The 16,055-nt window shown below is 42.1% G+C and carries 17 protein-coding genes; 11 read left to right on the forward strand and 6 right to left on the reverse strand.

Features of this window, described 5'->3' with window-relative positions; translation table 11 throughout:
- Positions 1 to 139: 139 nt before the first annotated feature.
- Both IJ00_RS09755 and IJ00_RS09760 read right to left on the reverse strand, forming a co-directional pair.
- The gene (locus tag IJ00_RS09755) at positions 140 to 490 is read right to left on the reverse strand and encodes a hypothetical protein (RefSeq protein ID WP_238178485.1); all 351 of its coding nucleotides are present in this window, start codon (positions 488 to 490) and stop codon (positions 140 to 142) included.
- A gap of 405 nt (positions 491 to 895) precedes the next feature.
- The gene (locus IJ00_RS09760; RefSeq protein ID WP_371259645.1) at positions 896 to 1,270 is read right to left on the reverse strand and encodes a transposase; all 375 of its coding nucleotides are present in this window, start codon (positions 1,268 to 1,270) and stop codon (positions 896 to 898) included.
- Positions 1,271 to 1,701: 431 nt separating this feature from the next.
- Here IJ00_RS09760 and IJ00_RS09765 point away from each other — a divergent pair, with 431 nt between their 5' ends.
- Genes IJ00_RS09765 through IJ00_RS09770 form a run of 3 tightly spaced genes read left to right on the forward strand, consistent with a single transcriptional unit; the run spans position 1,702 to position 5,074 of the window.
- Positions 1,702 to 4,035, forward strand: a complete 2,334-nt coding sequence (locus tag IJ00_RS09765; RefSeq protein WP_035152505.1) for a filamentous hemagglutinin N-terminal domain-containing protein — start codon at positions 1,702 to 1,704, stop codon at positions 4,033 to 4,035.
- Between the two features lie 52 nt (positions 4,036 to 4,087).
- Entirely contained in the window at positions 4,088 to 4,240 is a 153-nt protein-coding gene (locus IJ00_RS28920) for a hypothetical protein (RefSeq protein WP_168163455.1), read from the forward strand.
- A gap of 33 nt (positions 4,241 to 4,273) precedes the next feature.
- Positions 4,274 to 5,074, forward strand: coding sequence for a hypothetical protein (locus IJ00_RS09770; protein WP_052754436.1), 801 nt, complete (start codon positions 4,274 to 4,276; stop codon positions 5,072 to 5,074).
- A 65-nt stretch (positions 5,075 to 5,139) separates the two neighbouring features.
- Here IJ00_RS09770 and IJ00_RS09775 read toward each other — a convergent pair whose 3' ends face one another.
- Together IJ00_RS09775 and IJ00_RS28310 are read right to left on the reverse strand one after the other, a co-directional pair.
- On the reverse strand, positions 5,140 to 8,478 hold the full coding sequence (locus IJ00_RS09775) for a tetratricopeptide repeat protein (protein WP_035152507.1): 3,339 nt from the start codon (positions 8,476 to 8,478) through the stop codon (positions 5,140 to 5,142).
- Positions 8,479 to 9,049: 571 nt separating this feature from the next.
- Positions 9,050 to 9,268 (reverse strand): hypothetical protein, encoded by a 219-nt coding sequence (locus IJ00_RS28310; RefSeq protein ID WP_035152511.1) that lies wholly within the window; start codon positions 9,266 to 9,268, stop codon positions 9,050 to 9,052.
- Positions 9,269 to 10,049: 781 nt separating this feature from the next.
- Between IJ00_RS28310 and IJ00_RS09785 the strand changes: the two genes are divergently transcribed.
- The 8 genes from IJ00_RS09785 (at position 10,050) to IJ00_RS29405 (ending at position 14,647) form a co-directional block, all read left to right on the forward strand.
- A complete protein-coding gene (locus IJ00_RS09785; protein ID WP_035152512.1) occupies positions 10,050 to 10,385 on the forward strand; it encodes a cation:proton antiporter subunit C in 336 nt (111 codons plus the stop codon).
- On the forward strand, positions 10,382 to 11,815 hold the full coding sequence (locus IJ00_RS09790) for a cation:proton antiporter (protein WP_035152515.1): 1,434 nt from the start codon (positions 10,382 to 10,384) through the stop codon (positions 11,813 to 11,815). The genes IJ00_RS09785 and IJ00_RS09790 overlap by 4 nt, the downstream gene beginning before the upstream one ends.
- A 405-nt stretch (positions 11,816 to 12,220) precedes the next feature.
- Positions 12,221 to 12,607 carry a Na+/H+ antiporter subunit E gene (locus IJ00_RS09795; protein ID WP_035152516.1) on the forward strand — a complete coding sequence of 129 codons (387 nt, stop codon included), beginning with the start codon at positions 12,221 to 12,223 and terminating at the stop codon, positions 12,605 to 12,607.
- Positions 12,604 to 12,861: a hypothetical protein gene (locus IJ00_RS09800; RefSeq protein WP_035152518.1), complete on the forward strand. Its 258-nt coding sequence runs from the start codon at positions 12,604 to 12,606 to the stop codon at positions 12,859 to 12,861. Before IJ00_RS09795 ends, IJ00_RS09800 begins: the two co-directional genes overlap by 4 nt.
- Entirely contained in the window at positions 12,858 to 13,139 is a 282-nt protein-coding gene (locus IJ00_RS09805) for a monovalent cation/H(+) antiporter subunit G (protein ID WP_035152521.1), read from the forward strand. Before IJ00_RS09800 ends, IJ00_RS09805 begins: the two co-directional genes overlap by 4 nt.
- Positions 13,129 to 13,713, forward strand: coding sequence for a DUF4040 domain-containing protein (locus IJ00_RS09810; RefSeq protein WP_035152524.1), 585 nt, complete (start codon positions 13,129 to 13,131; stop codon positions 13,711 to 13,713). Before IJ00_RS09805 ends, IJ00_RS09810 begins: the two co-directional genes overlap by 11 nt.
- Complete coding sequence (locus IJ00_RS09815) at positions 13,710 to 14,369, forward strand: Na(+)/H(+) antiporter subunit B (protein ID WP_035152526.1); 660 nt, start codon at positions 13,710 to 13,712, stop codon at positions 14,367 to 14,369. Before IJ00_RS09810 ends, IJ00_RS09815 begins: the two co-directional genes overlap by 4 nt.
- A 35-nt stretch (positions 14,370 to 14,404) precedes the next feature.
- The gene (locus tag IJ00_RS29405) at positions 14,405 to 14,647 is read left to right on the forward strand and encodes a hypothetical protein (protein ID WP_201782681.1); all 243 of its coding nucleotides are present in this window, start codon (positions 14,405 to 14,407) and stop codon (positions 14,645 to 14,647) included.
- A 142-nt stretch (positions 14,648 to 14,789) separates the two neighbouring features.
- Here IJ00_RS29405 and IJ00_RS09825 read toward each other — a convergent pair whose 3' ends face one another.
- Entirely contained in the window at positions 14,790 to 15,425 is a 636-nt protein-coding gene (locus IJ00_RS09825; RefSeq protein WP_052754437.1) for a uridine kinase, read from the reverse strand.
- Positions 15,422 to 15,970, reverse strand: a complete 549-nt coding sequence (locus IJ00_RS09830) for a DUF1349 domain-containing protein (RefSeq protein ID WP_035152532.1) — start codon at positions 15,968 to 15,970, stop codon at positions 15,422 to 15,424. Before IJ00_RS09830 ends, IJ00_RS09825 begins: the two co-directional genes overlap by 4 nt.
- Between the last annotated feature and the right edge of the window lie 85 nt (positions 15,971 to 16,055).

Genomic DNA, 16,055 nt, shown 5'->3' on the forward strand with positions numbered 1-16,055 from the left:
CTTTAGCACAGTTCCTCCGCAGGAAGCACAAAATTAATTTGGCGTAGATGTCTCGTTAATTTTCTAGACGACGCAAAGCAACTTCCCGTAGGGTATGTTTGGTTTATTTGCACCATGTTGTACTAGTAATTTATTTGGGTTATTTTGGAATTTCCGCAGCAGTTTCTGCATCTAGTCTGGTACAAATTGCCGATAAGGTTGCTTCTTCGGCTTCTTCCATCGCTGCCATTGCTAAGAAGATTGCTGTAGCAGCGTAGTCTTCAGCTTTATCTGCCCGATGCTCCAGTTTCTTGACTTTGCGAGTCGCTTTCCATTCCTCAACGTGGGACTTTACTTCAGATTCTTTTTCCTCAAATTGAGTTTTCAGTTTCGCTCGATACTCATCAAATTCTTCTTTTTTCGCTTCTAGCTTTGCTTGCGCTTCGTCGAGCTTCGATTGAATCTCTGCTTGAGTTCTTTTCGGTGCCGACAGAACACTTTTCCTTAACAATTTTGCTCGGTTTTCAACCGCTTCTAAATTGTCGTGAAGTTGTTTTGTGAAGTTATCAAGTGTAGTATTGATAAGGCTACCTCTAGAATATTTTGCTTATGAAAATTACGCAAAGTGCTATTGAATCGACAATAAAAAATAAATCATCATTGATAATTAATTTATTGGGGTGATAAAAATTCAAGTAACTCTTTCGTAGCTTTATGCTCTGTTTCTGTAGAGTTTTTACCATCTATCTTAGGTTATAAAGGTGAATATCTTGGGAGGTAGAGACATCTCTAATTTGTTAGTCTGCAAAGTTAATATTTTGCCAATTAATGTATTAGAATTAGTAGCTACATCCGATTAAGATCTGATTCGCACAGAAAATCTTAAGGAGACTCAATCCATTACCAGGTTTCAGTTTCAGCGAAAAATTGCTGTATTAGCTTTAACCAAACGCCGACATCCCATAAGCCAACCATGCATTGCGCTCAACCACCCAACGTTTTTTGAGCAAGATAAAGCCCTTGGTTTGCTCTGGGCGCAACGCCAACTGCACAATCCAACGCAAAAATTCATTACCCATTGCATAAACGGTTCACCATCAAAGCCACCATCGACCCAGAGCGTTTTCAAGCGAGATATCTTTTGATGAGACTGTTTGATTCGTTTGAGAACTTGTTTACCCCCAGAACGTTCACCCACATTGGCTGCTGTGACCAAGACCCGCAACACTAATCCCAAGGTATCAACCGTCATAAATCGTTTAAGTAAGTCGATGAAAATAAACCCAACTATGTAACAGAATGTAAAATTGACAAAACCGTTGCGGTTGCTTCATTTCACTGAGTCGCAAAGCGACACGCTACGCGAACGTTTCATTCGCAATGACATACATTGAAATTTTCACACCGACCTACTTACGTCCTTATTGTGAAACTAATATGACAGAATGCTACCTGGTATTAGTAAGATGTCAAAGACGGATAGGGTTAAAAGAGGGCTGGAATAGTTATTGATATTTTAAATAATTAGTTTTGTTAAATACCTTATCCACTTCACTACAATCAGTGGTAATTAATTGAATAATTTAAGCAAGTAAAATTTCTGATTGAGGAAGCTATTAGATGGTAATGAGAATCATGATTTAATTGGTGTTAATTCATACCATCTCGCCATATTTAAAAAAATAATTTATTTTAACCTTGTTTCAGAGCAGTATAATTTTTATGAAAAATCCCAATAAATCATCCTTACTCGCTCTATTCATCACCAGTCTCTTGAGTCTTGTGACTATTAACTCAGTCAAGGCTCAAGTTTCCCCAGATGGGACTTTATCAACTACCGTGACTGATAGTAATAGCACTGCCAACTATCTCATTCTCAACGGTAATCGACAAGGAAACAACTTATTTCATAGTTTTAAAGAATTTTCCATTCCTAGGAATGGCGCGGCAGTTTTTCAAAATGCTAATGATATTCAAAATATTTTTAGCCGTGTGACGGGCGGTTTCCAATCCAATATTGATGGCTTACTGAAAACCCAAGGCAATGCCAATCTCTTCTTAATCAATCCCGCAGGAATTCTCTTTGGACAAAATGCCAAATTAGATGTCGGCGGCTCGTTTTTTGCGACTACAGCTAGTAGTGTTTTGTTTAGTGATGGTGTCGAATTTAGCGCCACAAACACCCAGAAACCACCGGTTTTGACGGTGAATATTCCCATCGGGTTAAAGTTTCGCGATAATCCTTCAGGGAAGGGAATTACTGTCCAAGGGCAAGGTCATAATCTCACCTTTGATGCGACAAATCTTGAGTTTACCAGACAATCCACACCCCCAGGTTTATCCGTAAAATCTGGTAGAACCTTAGCTTTGCTGGGAGAGCAAGTCAATCTCACAGGGGGGAATTTGTTAGCAGATGGGGGAAAAGTTGAAGTTGGTGGTGTCGGTTCTGGTGTAGTTAGTTTGACTCCGGTTAATCAGGGTTGGCAGTTGGGATATAACAATGTTTCATCCTTTGGAAATATTACCCTTTCCCAGAAAGCATCTATTGATACTAGTAGTAATTTGGGTGCGGGGGAAATTCAAGTCCGTGGCAAAAATATTCGAGTCATTGATGGGGCGGCAATTTTTGCCTTTACTGGTTCCCAGAGTGGGAAAAATATCCTGGTGGATGCATCGGAAAATTTGGAGGTGCAAGGAACTGGTGTATCTGTGAATGGAACCAAAGTTCCTTCGGCGATTTACAGTGCTGTGAGTACAAATGGTTTGGGGAATGGTAGTAATTTAATTATCCATGCAAAGAACTTTTTGGCACAGGGAGGGGTACAAATTGGTGCAGATACCTTTGGTATCGGGAACGGAGGAACAACTCTTGTGAAGGTGGATGAATCTCTGCAAATCCTGGGTAAGGATATCGAAACTAAGATTCCCACTGCTTTGGGTAATTTTGTGCAAGCAAGTGCAACACAGGGTATTGGTGCATCACTGATTGTCGAAACGCAAAAGTTGAAAATTGCCGATGGTGGGCAACTGGTGACAGGAACCCTGAGTAGTGGAAAGGGAGCAACTCTGGTTTTAAAAGCTTTCGAGTTCACGGAAATTGGTAAGGATAGCGTCATCTCTAGTCTGGTGGGTACGGGTGCGTCGGGTGATGGGGGTATTATTTTCCTAGAAACTCCCCGTTTAGTGATTGATGGTGGCAAAATTACTGTTGATGGTCAAGGTACTGGGAACGCTGGCAATGTTTTTGTCACATCTGGTTCTGTGCGTTTGCTGAATCAGGGAAGTATTACAGCAGAGTCCAAGTCTGGCAATGGTGGTAATATCCAGTTGAATTTGCAAGATTTCCTGTTTATGCGCGGCAAAAGTCTGATTTCCACCTCCGCGATCGCCAATACTGGTAATGGGGGTAATATCACAATTACGATTCCCAACGGTTTTGTGATTGGCGCACCCTTAGAAAATAGTGACATTAAAGCCAATGCTTTTAACGGTCAGGGTGGTAATGTCATTATCACCGCCAATGGTATTTTTGGCTTTGTCCCCCGTAGTCGCGCAGAATTACAACAACTTTTAAACACCACAGATCCTGCCCAACTTGACCCCGCAAAACTGCCCACCAACGATATTACAGCCATCTCTCAACAAAATCCCAACCTCAGTGGAGAAGTCACGATTAATACCGCAGATATAGACCCTGGTCGGGGGTTAATCGAGTTACCAGAGGATATTATAGATACTACCCAGGCGATCGCCCAACATTCCTGTAAACGCCGGGTAAGAAGTGAATTTATCGTCACCGGACGGGGTGGTATCGCTTTAGACCCAACCCAATTTCTCCCCAGTGATAATACAAGGGTGAATCTTGCGGAACCTGTCACCCCCATCAGCCAAAAACTTCGGCAAGTTGCCAAAGAAACTACACCCAAACCCATTATCCCGGCACGGGGTTGGGTAATGAATGACAAAGGGGAAGTTATCCTGACTGCTTACGATCCCACCAGTACCCTTCCAGAGCGCGAGTCTCAAAAATTGGCTGTTTGTCAAGAAACGAATTAAACCGCACCTTATCTTCAACTCTGGGAATCAAAATTTAATTAATTTGATTTCAATGGCTCAATATAAACACGATCGCTTTTTCAAGTTTTATATCCAATCTTTGTATAAAACCAAAGGGAATACTCTACAAAATATCCAAGTCCGTAATGATGAAGACTTGGAAATCGATTTACTGTTTATCGCAGAGCAAGAAAACATCGCTTGAGAACAAGAAAATTTAGGTTTATTCGACTTGTTAATGCAAGAAAACCCCACACTGATTATTGAACATTACAGTTCCTATTTAGAAGCGACGGATATTAATAAATCAATCACCCGTAAGAATCTTTACTGGGATAGAAAACAAAAAGAACTGCAAGATAACATCAAAAACCAACCAAATAAAAAAGAAGCAAGAAAACAAATAGAAAATCAAAACCCATTTACCTGGATTCTCACAGTGAATTGCAGTGAAAAACTCTTGATATTATGTAACGCTCAACCAGCAGCCGAATTGGGAACAGGTGTCTACCGACTTCCGGCAATTTTACGCATGGGAATTGTGATTATCGAACAATTAGTAGATAGTCCAGAAACAATGTGGTTAAAGATGTTAGGAAATAAAGAAACAGCCAAAAGTGCTTTTGATTCTATTAAACAATTATCGCCACAGCGCAGAGAGAAAAATGATATAATCAGTGCATGTATAAAATACTGTGTTTACCTCAAAGATATACCTGTTGATAGCTTAACGACCGAGGATGAAGACTTTATGAGAACGATGGCACAAATCGATGCTTGGTATGAAGGCGAAATGAATAAAGCTCGTCTCGAAGGCGAAGCAAAGGGCAAACTCGAAGGTAAACTCGAAGGTAAACTCGAATCGGTAAATACCATCATTCAAGCCAAATTTGGTGCTTCCGCTCTCACACCACAGATAGTTAGTCAAATTGAACAGCTAAACAGTCAACAGCTTGATGAATTGATACTAAAAATATTTAATTGGCAACAACAAGAGATGGAGAAATGGCTCTGCGAGATTCTCGATGGGAAAAATTAATTTGATTCGTGTTTGGTGTATATAGGCTCAAAGATTGTTCCACAAATCCAAAATCCAAAATCCCATCATCTCCATTCCCCCTGCAAGGTAAAAGCTGCCCAGTAATGAGGACTACGCCATTGGGAACCCTGCCATAGCTGCTTTTGCGCTGCCCGTAAGGCTTGGACTGGGGTTAACTTATTCGTGAGCATTTGTTTATAAAATTCCTGCATTAATACCGAAGTTCCCTCATCGTTGACTTTCCACAATGACAACGCCACCCGTTCGGCTCCTGCATACATGAGTCCCCGTGTCAACCCTACTAACCCCTCACCACTGACATTTTTACCGAGTCCGGTTTCGCACGCACTTAATACGATTAATTCGGCTGGGTAATCCTGTTCAAATAAATCTGCTAACCGTAAATAACCAGGGATTTGTTTACCTGTTTGATCTAACAATGACAGGACAATTCCCGATAATTCGGGTTGGTCGGGATTGACAAAACCGTGGGTAGCGAAGTGTAAAATTTGATATTGATTGAGGTTTTTACTTGTAGCCCAGTTGTAGTTTGCGTCAAAGCTAAAGGCTTGTAAACTGGATGTCTGCGGAAATAGTTTTAAGATTGCTTGGGCTTCGCTGGCTGTGTAGGGTAAGCGGTTCCAATTATTGCGCTGGAGGCTTTTAGCTGAACGATTGAGTGCAGAACGTTCGATTTCGAGGTCGGGAAGGATGGAACCAGGTTTCCCGACCACTCGGTTGTCATCGCTACCACCAAATACTGGGTCAGCGAGAATTGCGATTTTTTTCGGTGCGGGTTTGCGGTTTGCGGTTTTTTCCCGTTGAATTGCAATGGTTGATGCAGAGGGTAAATTAACGATTTCGTGGTTGATAACTAGGGGTTGGTAGTTGGTATTAATTTTAACTGGTTTTTGGGGGTCGGGTTTGACTTCGATTCCTCTCCTGTCGTGATTGGAATTATTGACAGAAGCAGCTATTTCCCGTCCCCTGTTGCCTGTCCCCTGTTCCCTTCCCTTCCCATTTAAGTCATGTAATGCCGCAAAGGGTATTTGTTGTAAGATTCCATCCGCAACGATAACCAACCTTTTCCCGGCTAATTTATCTTTAACGGGGGTGAGAATCAATTGACTGAGTTCGGTTGCAGATGCGATCGCAACATTGGTTTGACCTGCTGAATCTCCGAGTGCAGTGTGGAGACGATTCGCAACTTTGGTAATATCGGCTTCCTTGGGTAACTCGTAGCTAATCATGGATGTGGGGGTGACTAACCACAAGAAGCTGCGGTCTTGACCAAGGGAATATTGGAGTAGTACGGTATCTTTATCCAGTTGTTGTTGGATTTGGGGTAAGGTGAGGGGTTGGGGGTTGGTGATTTTGTCCCGTTCCGGGTTTTGTTGGCGGATTTGGGTTTGAAGAGCTTTTTGTTGGTTGATAATATTTTGAATTTCCGCTTCGGTTTTTTTGATTAAATTCTGCGATGGTTGTGGTTGATTGACTAATTGGGCGAGGTTTTTTTCCTGGGTTTGCCGTTTAATTTGTAATTCTTGTTCTTGGGAAAGAAGTTTTGTATCGGTGTTTTTGCTGAGTTTGGCGTTAGATTGGGCAAGGAGTTCGATTAAACCACGCGCACGGGAACGTTCGCTAGTATTCAACGCTAGGACGTTGTAACCTTGGGATGGGTCTTTTTTGTGTAGCTCCATCAACAGGTCGATATAGAATTTGTAGTAACCTTGGACTGTGGCGAAGTATTGGGTTTTCAGGTCTTGGTCGGTGTAGGTTCCCCGCAGTTCTTCGATGATTTGGATGGCGGTTTCAATGTGTTTGAGGGATGCTTGCAGGTTTCCTTGTCTGCGTTCGAGGGTAGCAATATTTGATCGGGTATTCGCTTCTCCAGCGCGATCGCCCACTGCACGTCTTAACGGTAGAGCTTGGTTGTAGAATGACCGTGCCTTCTGCTTCTCTCCTAAACTGTCGTAGACTCCACCAATATTATTGAGGGTAGCAGCTTCGTTGCCGCGATCGCCCACTGCACGGATTAACGGTAGAGCTTGGTTGTAGAATTCCAGTGCCTTCTGCTTTTCTCCTGAACTATTGTAGACTAGACCAATATTATTGAGGGTAGTAGCTTCTCCAGCATGATCGCCCACTGCACGTCTTAACGGTAAAGCTTGATTGTAGAATTCCAGTGCCTTCTGCTTTTCTCCTAAACTATCGTAGACTAGACCAATACCTGTGAGAGTAGTAGCTTCCCCACGGCGATCGCCCACTGCCCGGAATAACGGTAAAGCTAGGTTGTAGAATTCCAGTGCCTTTTGCTTTTCTCCTAAACTATTGTAGACTGCACCAATATTATTGAGGATAGCAGTTTCCCCACTGTGATTGCCCACTGCACGGTACAATGGTAGAGCTTGGTTGTAGAATTCCAGTGCCTTCTGCTTTTCTCCTAAATCATTGTAGACTGTGCCAATATTATTGAGGGTAGTAGCTTCCCCACGGCGATCACCCACTGCACGGTACAATGGTAGAGCTTGGTTGTAGAATGACCGTGCCTTCTGCTTTTCTCCTAAACTATTGTAGACTGCACCAATATTATTGAGGGTAGTAGCTTCCCCACGGCGCTCACCCACTGCACGTCTTAAAGGTAGAGCTTGGTTGTAGTATTCCAGAGCCTTCTGCTTTTCTCCTAAATTGTCATAGACTAGACCAATATTATTGAGGGTAGTAGCTTCCCCACGGCGATCGCCCACTGCACGGTACAATGGTAGAGCTTGGTTGTAGTATTCCAGAGCCTTCTGCGTTTCTCCTAAACTGTCATAGACTAGACCAATATTATTGAGGGTAGTAGCTTCTCCACCCTTGCCGCCGCCCACTGCACGTCTTAACGATAAGGCTTGCTGGAAGAATTCCAGAGCCTTCTGTTTTTCTCCTAAATCATTGTAGACTGAACCAATACTAGTGAGGATAGTAGCTTCCCCAGCGCGATCGCCCACTGCACGCAATAAGGGTAAAGCTGGGTTGTAGAATTCTAGAGCCTTCTGCTTTTCTCCTAAACTATTGTAAATCGCACCAATACCTACAAGAACAAAAGCTTGTCGTTCCTTATCTCCTACCTTCTGCCACAAAATCAGCGCTGCTTTTAATCTCCCCCTGGCAGTTATTAATGATTCTTTCGTTCCCTGTTGAAATAATTGCAATCCTTCCTGAGTTAACTTCTCAGCTTCTGCACGGGTTGGATTTTGCGGATTGCTTGCTGGTTGTTGGGTTGTTTGCAGCTGTTGACGATTCACCCCTGCACCAACGGATTCGGAGAGTAAAATCAAGCTAAATACACTAACGCAACTGCAATAAATAAGTTTTTGCAGGGAATCAAACATACTTTTACGACTGACTGAGGATTGTGGCATTTTCAAGGGAAGATTTTTGCAAAAAGATACAGTTTTTTGTAAGTAGAACAACCTTGGGCGTTGCATAAATGCGGGATGAACTAGAGGCTGAAAGTATTATTATTTCGTCTAAAAATCACCAAAATCATCCCCTGAATCAGCAACGCCTATTTTTGATAAGTGTTTCATTCGTTTTTCTCCTATTAATTCAGTCTTATCATTGCTCTTGATACACGAAAAATGGTGAAATAGCCAAACTTGCAACGAGTCCGCGCTTCGGTATCAGCCGCTAATAATACATACCTCTGAAGTTTTTTGGGGTATGCAGATTATTAGTTGGTGCGTGACAGTTAGTGTTTGAAAGTTAATTTGCTGATTTAGATTGCGATCGCTCGTGTCACACACCCTACAGAGATTGGTGGATGGGTCGCGTAACGCACCATTTCCCAAGTTTCCTGAGTATGCGCATGTATAAAATAATGACAAAGGGGAAGTTATCGTGACTGCTTATGATCCCACCAGTACCCTTCCAGAGCGCGAGTCTACAAAAATTGGCTGTTTGTCAAGAAACGAATTAAACCGCACCTTGTCTTCAACTCTGGGAATCAAAATTTACCAGTAGCACCCAGGTGGAAATTGACAATCCTCCCACAAGCAAGCAAAGGTTGAGAAAGTCAGCGATTTCCTGGTTGGTAGCTACGTAGAACGGGTGTGTTTGGGAACACCAGCCACAGGAACCAAAACCACCCGCCTTTGCTGCTCCATCTAGGAACTGTTTAGAGTAGTAGGTGGGAACAGAGAATATAACCATTACCACCGCAATTATAGAAAGTTTCAGTTTTATATGAGTCATCACAGAGAAACGATAGTCAAAGCTTCCATTGGATGACGAAGGAAAGCATACCAATTGTGCCAGCTTGGCATCACGAATAGTTCATTACATATTTGAGGTTATGGGTAATAGAGGAAAAATTTATGCTTGTCAGAGGAAATTTAAATACATCATCAAATACTAGAAATTAGGCTGCACCAATTGATACTTTTATTAATCTATGATTGTGAGAGGAAATTCCAATACATCACTAAAAATCATAAATAATAGCGATTCATAGATTGAGATGAGACTAATTCTCAACTGTCTTTATTTTATTTTATACATCCTAATTATTGATTTTATCAAGACAACAATATCATTTATTTTCAGCAAGATGTTCCCGATAAAATTATTTTATTGGCTCCATAAAAAATAAAAAAATACGCAAACTCCTATAAATACATAGATTTACATGGGTTTTAGCTGTTTTTCTCTGTAGCTAGTCTGAGGTTATTTATATATAGATTTTTTGTAATAGTTAATTAATTAATTATAGAATACCTCTAGGTTTGCGGAAAGATAAATCAAAATAGTTTAACTATAAAACTCCGAAAAAATTATTTTTAATTATTTGCTTTTGTCAGCAACTGTTTGCAGAATAGGGCAAAAAGAGCATCTTGCTTTAGGTATCTCGTACAACCTATTATCAGTAAAACTAATCTGTAAATTAACGGAATCAAGATAGTTCCCATCTACCCTTACCCAATAGGTCATTACTGTGTTAGAAGCGTGCGTATTTGCAACAATACTGTGCGGGTTTTTTGGCATCATCCTGAAAAAAAACCTGGTGATGAAAATCGTCTCCATGGATGTGATGAGTACGGGGGTTATTGCCTATTACGTACTGATGGCATCGCGGGAGGGCTTGTTTACGCCAATTCTCTCAGGTACCAAAAAAGTTGCTTACGCCGATCCAGTACCCCAGGCAGTGATTTTGACGGCGATCGTCATCGGCTTTTCTATCCAGGCTTTAATGCTGGTGGGCGTAATGAAACTAGCACGGGATAACCCCACATTGGAAAGCAACGAGATAGAGAAAAACAACACACCATGAGTACCCTGACCATTGTCTGGATTGCAGTACCATTCTTTTTAGGCTTTATTATATTTCTAGTCCCCAAGCTGAACCGACATTTGACAATGTGGGGAGCGATCGCCAGTGCTGGCTATGCCATACAGCTATTTATCGAAAATCAACCAGTAAAACTGAATTTACTGGATAATTTCGGTGTCACCTTGGAGGTAGATCAGTTAAGCGCCTACTTTATTTTGACAAATGCTCTGGTGACTGCTGCGGTTGCTCTGTACTGTTGGCGTAGTGAGAAGACAGCTTTTTTCTATGCCCAGATGATGATGCTCCATGGCAGTTTGAATGCGGCTTTTGCCTGTGCAGATTTTATCAGTTTATATGTGGGTTTAGAGGTGAGTGGGATTGCCGCTTTTCTCTTGATTGCCTATCCCCGTAGCGATCGCTCTATTTGGGTTGCCCTGCGCTATTTATTTGTTAGCAACACTGCGATGTTGTTTTATTTGGTGGGTGCGGTGCTAGTCTATCAAACTCATCATTCCTTTAGTTTTGCCAGTTTAAAGGGTTCACCCACGGAGGCGATCGCCCTGATATTTTTAGGGTTATTAGTCAAAGCAGGTATCTTTGTTTCTGGATTATGGCTACCCCTTACCCACTCGGAATCCGAAACACCAGTTTCTGCCTTACTTTCCGGAATTGTAGTCAAAGCGAGTGTGTTACCTCTGCTGCGTTGTGCTGCCATTTCTGAGGAATTAGATATCATCGTGAGAATTTTCGGTGTGGCAACAGCTGTCATGGGAGTTTCCTATGCTGTCTTAGAAAAAGATACCAAGCGGATGCTGGCTTTTCATACGATTTCCCAGTTAGGTTTTATCCTGGCAGCGCCGGCGGTAGGCGGTTTTTATACCTTAACCCACGGATTGGTGAAATCCTCCCTCTTCCTGATTTCTGGTTCCCTACCCAGTCGCAAATTTCAGGAGCTGAAACATCTGACGATTGATAGAAATATCTGGATTGCTTTAGTTATTGCCTGTTTGTCTATATCCGGATTTCCCTTGTTAGCTGGGTTTGGAGCCAAGGTATTAACTATGAAAAATCTCCTCTCCTGGCAGGCGATCGTCATGAATGTGGCAGCTGTGGGAACAGCTATCTCCTTTGCTAAGTTCATCTTCCTACCCCACGGCAAACAGGATGAGCAAGTCACCAAACCTGGTTTCTGGATGGCAGTCATACTGTTATTGACTGGGTTAGTCGTGGGGAATGTCATCTATCTTCAGGCATATAACCTCGCTGATATTGCTAAAGCCATTGCAACCATCGGTGCCGGTTGGTTGGGATATCATTTGATTTTCCAAAGGTTAACCGTATATGTGCCCCGTGTCTTCGAGGAATTCGATCATCTGGTTGGGGTGATGGGTTTAACTTTAATTCTGGTGTTTTGGATGGCACTCGCTTAACAGGGGAAAGGGAATAGGAAACGTTATTATCGGCTTTTAGTCAGGGCTTTAGCCCTTGATTTGAGTGATAAATCGCTGACTATAAACCCTTCAAAACTTTTGCAATGAACTACTTGGAGTCAATCGCATTAATTCTGATAGTTGACTGCGGGCATACCTTCACTTCCTTCGAGAGCGGGCTTGCCTGCATCCTAAAATCAAGGAGCGAGACGCTCCCACTACAGATGTTTTACCCTGACAACTTTTGCGATGAACCACTGACGAAAATAAAATAACCCTACAAAATCAACGAAACACTGACGCTGTATTAATTTTAAATTTTGCGAGCGTGTCGCTCTGCGACTCAGCTCTCCCTAAGGGAGCAAGAGGCATTTTGAATTTTGAATTCTGCACAGGGGTAATAGCATGATTGGGCATTTGATATTACGACTAGTAATTTGGTTCTTGCTTACCTCGGATTTGAGCTTGGTAAATATCATCATTGGTGTTGCCATTGCCCTGCTTTTGCCCCGTGGTTACACATCTCCAGAAAAATTAAAAGATTGGCTAGATGTGATAGTTAAAACCCTCGTGGCGATTCCAGTGGCATATATGGAAGCCTTTGAAATCATTTTCCGTCCTCACAAGCAAGAAGACATCATTTTGGAGCGGGTGAAATCTCGGCGATCGCCCCGTTTAATTTTCATCGATATCTTCCTGATTACCTTTACACCCAAAACCATTGTTTTGAAATATCGGGAAGAGGGTTGGTACGAAGTACACCAGATTCACAGGGGGAAAAAACAGTCATGAACCTAGAAATAGTCATGATAGCCATGATTGTGGCATTACTCATACCCATTTATGAGGCATGGAAAAGTGATGATGTTTGGCAGTTAATGTTGGCATTTGGCAGCATTTCCAGCAAGGTAGCCATCATTATTCTGCTTGTATCCGTGCTTCGGGATGATTGGATGATTGGAGTTGTGGCGGTGATTATCTTGAGCGTGGGTAATGCCGGATTAATGTTATTAGCACATATACTTAGACGATTAAACGAAGTATGATTAACCTTCTTAGTTATACCTGTATTGGTATCGGTATCATTTTCTGGTTTTGGGGAACCTGGCATTTAGTCAGCGATCGCTCCGTATTATACAAACTCCATGGTCTTTCCGTTGCCGATACCCTCGGTTCTATGATTATTATCGTCGGCTTAATGCTGCAAATACCAGGAAAATTACCCCTACTTCTCCTTGGTATTATCTCCCTCGCCATCTGGAATACCATGCTGGGTTACGTGTTGGCATATTGTTCCACTCAGGAGACAAACCGTGAATCATGATAGCTATCTTTATGTCATTATTGCCCTGCTTCCCCTAGCTGCGGGTTTGTTGGTGACTCAACCGAATCCCTACCATGCTTTGATTTTGCGGGGAGTTTTGGGGGCGATCGCCGCTATGGTTGACGCGCTCCTCGGTGCCGCAGATGTGGCTTTAACAGAAGCATTGATGGGTACAATGTTGGCGATCGCTCTCTATGCGGTGGCGGTGCGTTCATCCTTGGTGATGCGTCTGGGAATAATTACAGAGGAGGATGGGGAGAAAAGCTCGCTCCAGCCTTCAGGGGAACAGGATTTTGCCCAATTACTGGAAAACCTCCGCAGCATTTGTCGTAAACGTTATATGCGTTTGGAGCTAGTCAGCTACACCAATCCCCAAGCTTTACAACGAGCGCTGATTGAAAAAGAAGTTCATGCCATCTGCACCCAACCCAGTCAACCACAGGAGGAACAGGTAAAGTATCATACCCAAACCAGAATTCCACGCCTCTATGACATCATGCAAACGGAACTTTCGACACCAGGGGCAACCCTATCCTACGTAAATATCGCAGACTTGGGGGAGGAAAAATTATGAAATGGGTTTACATCTTAGCAGGAATCGCCCTGTTTGTGAAAATGCTGGTCATGCCCCATCCAGACGCAAACTTTGATGTTGATATCGTTGCAGCAATTGTCAAGGATAGTGGTGTTCCCAATGCCGTGTCAGGTGTGATTTTTCGCAATCGCCTCTATGATACTATCTTTGAAGTGATTGTATTTACCATCGCCATCATGGGAGCTAATTACCTCTTGGCGAATGAAAGACCATCCTGTACCATCTATCAGTTTACTGACCAAGGTTCCATTGTCCTCGCCCGTTTAGGAGCTACCATTGCCGCCCTGGTGGGGATAGAATTGGCGATTCGTGGGCACTTGAGTCCCGGTGGTGGCTTTGCCGCAGGGGTAGCTGGGGGAACGGCGATCGGACTAGTGGCAATTACCTCTTCACCGGAATGGATGCAGTCAATTTATCAACGTTGGCGTGCTGCTACCTGGGAGAAGGTATCTGTACTGGTGTTTATTGTGCTAGCGGTAATCACCCTCGCAGGATACGAGTTACCCCACGGGGAGTTAGGAACGCTTTTCAGTGGTGGCGCTCTCCCCCTATTGAATTTCCTCGTTGCTGTCAAAGTTGCCCTCGGTTCCTGGGCAGTGATTTTGATTTTTATCCGCTATCGCGGCTTGTTGTGATACCGTTTCATTGCAGCATCTGGGGTGCAAGTATTGTGCCCCTACCGATGTATCAATATTTTCGTGGATTGGTGAATTGGTTCGCAGGCGATCGCATTGAGCAACTTCGCCATGACAAAGCACTACCCTTCATAAACAATCAAATGGGTGGGTTTCTGGGTGCGAATAAAATTAGTAACAATATCCCGCTCTTTGATGGTAGGAGTTGCGAAACAACCCGCAGTCCCACTATTGACTGTGCATATTTGATGGAAATGATGTTCCAGAAAGGGCAATGAGCAATCAGATGGTGAATGAAATACAATACCTTAGTGCAAGAAGGCTCGTGGCAAGTATTGGTAAGAAATTAATTACTAAATTTCTTAATGTTGTTCAAAATCACAGTAATTTAAATATGAATGGCTCATGAAAAATGGCAAATTAAAACAACTTGGCATCATTAATATAAATCATGTCTGTACTTGATTTGGGATTGTCAATTGCCAAATGAGCCTTCTGGGCAGGAAAATAAATTTTTTGGTAATCCTCAATTATCTGTTCTAATGAAATGCCTTCTTGGTTTCGCTGGATTGCTCTTTCCAAAGCAGTTTCAAATGAACAGTCAATCCAAATCTTAAAATCATAGAAATGTAGCAGCGATCGCTTCAGTAAAAATATTCCTTCAATAACGATTACATCCACGTTTTGAAATTGATAATGATAGGTTTGCGGTATACCTGAAATTCCTGTTAAAACCGTTGTTAAATTAATCATACGCTGACTTTTTAACGGCAGGAGCAATTGCTGAAATAGAGCATCAAAATGAAAAGCATGGTGGTAAAAATGCTCTGCTGGATGCTCAGAATTAAATCGCTCATTTGGTAGCTTATGCCAAGCATCTAAGTTAATGGAGATAGCATTAATATTTTGCTCATTGAGAGCAGTTATTAGTTTTTCAGTAATATAACCTTTGCCAGAACCATCAATACCACTAATAGCAACTAAAAAACCTCTATCTACTGACAATTCTGATTGCTTTCGGAGGATAGAATCAGCTAAATATTCAATATTCATCATGATTTATCACTTTTTTTAGTTAATTTATAATCATCAAAAATTATCTCATACCCATTTCCTTGTGGTGATGCACACATAATTCCAACTTGAATATCTTGCTCGACTGGGAAATAAGCCATTCTAAATGGAACATAGCGGTCATATTCATCTAAATAAGCAATATGAATTGCCTCTTGGCATCGCTCAACTCTTAGCTGAAAAATGTTAGGAGGATTTAGCAGAGGAGTGAATGACCAATCTGAATAGTTGTGAGTGACAACAGCACTGATATTTTGTACTCCATCTACATATTCAATCCCAGTTTTAATCCAATGTTTCTCGTCAGCACGAATCATAATTCCTGCTTGGTCGTATAAGTCTTTATAGTTTCCTTTTATCTTGACATCGACCACAAAATCTGTACTTATTCGGTCAAAGTAGAAATGTCCACTATCACGAATAAAACCATAGTGAGTCCTACGCCAAAAATCGGTTTTTGGGGCTGTTGTAACAATGATTCGCTGATGAGAATGCGACCAATTAGGAGGTTCATTAAGCCATTCCATATTTTTTATTGCAATTTTCGATGTAAGGGAATAGAGGGATAAACGATATTCCTGTGTGATTGTGGAATTTCATTGTGAGTAACTG

The sequence above is a fragment of the Calothrix sp. 336/3 genome, from assembly GCF_000734895.2.
Lineage (GTDB): Bacteria > Cyanobacteriota > Cyanobacteriia > Cyanobacteriales > Nostocaceae > 336-3.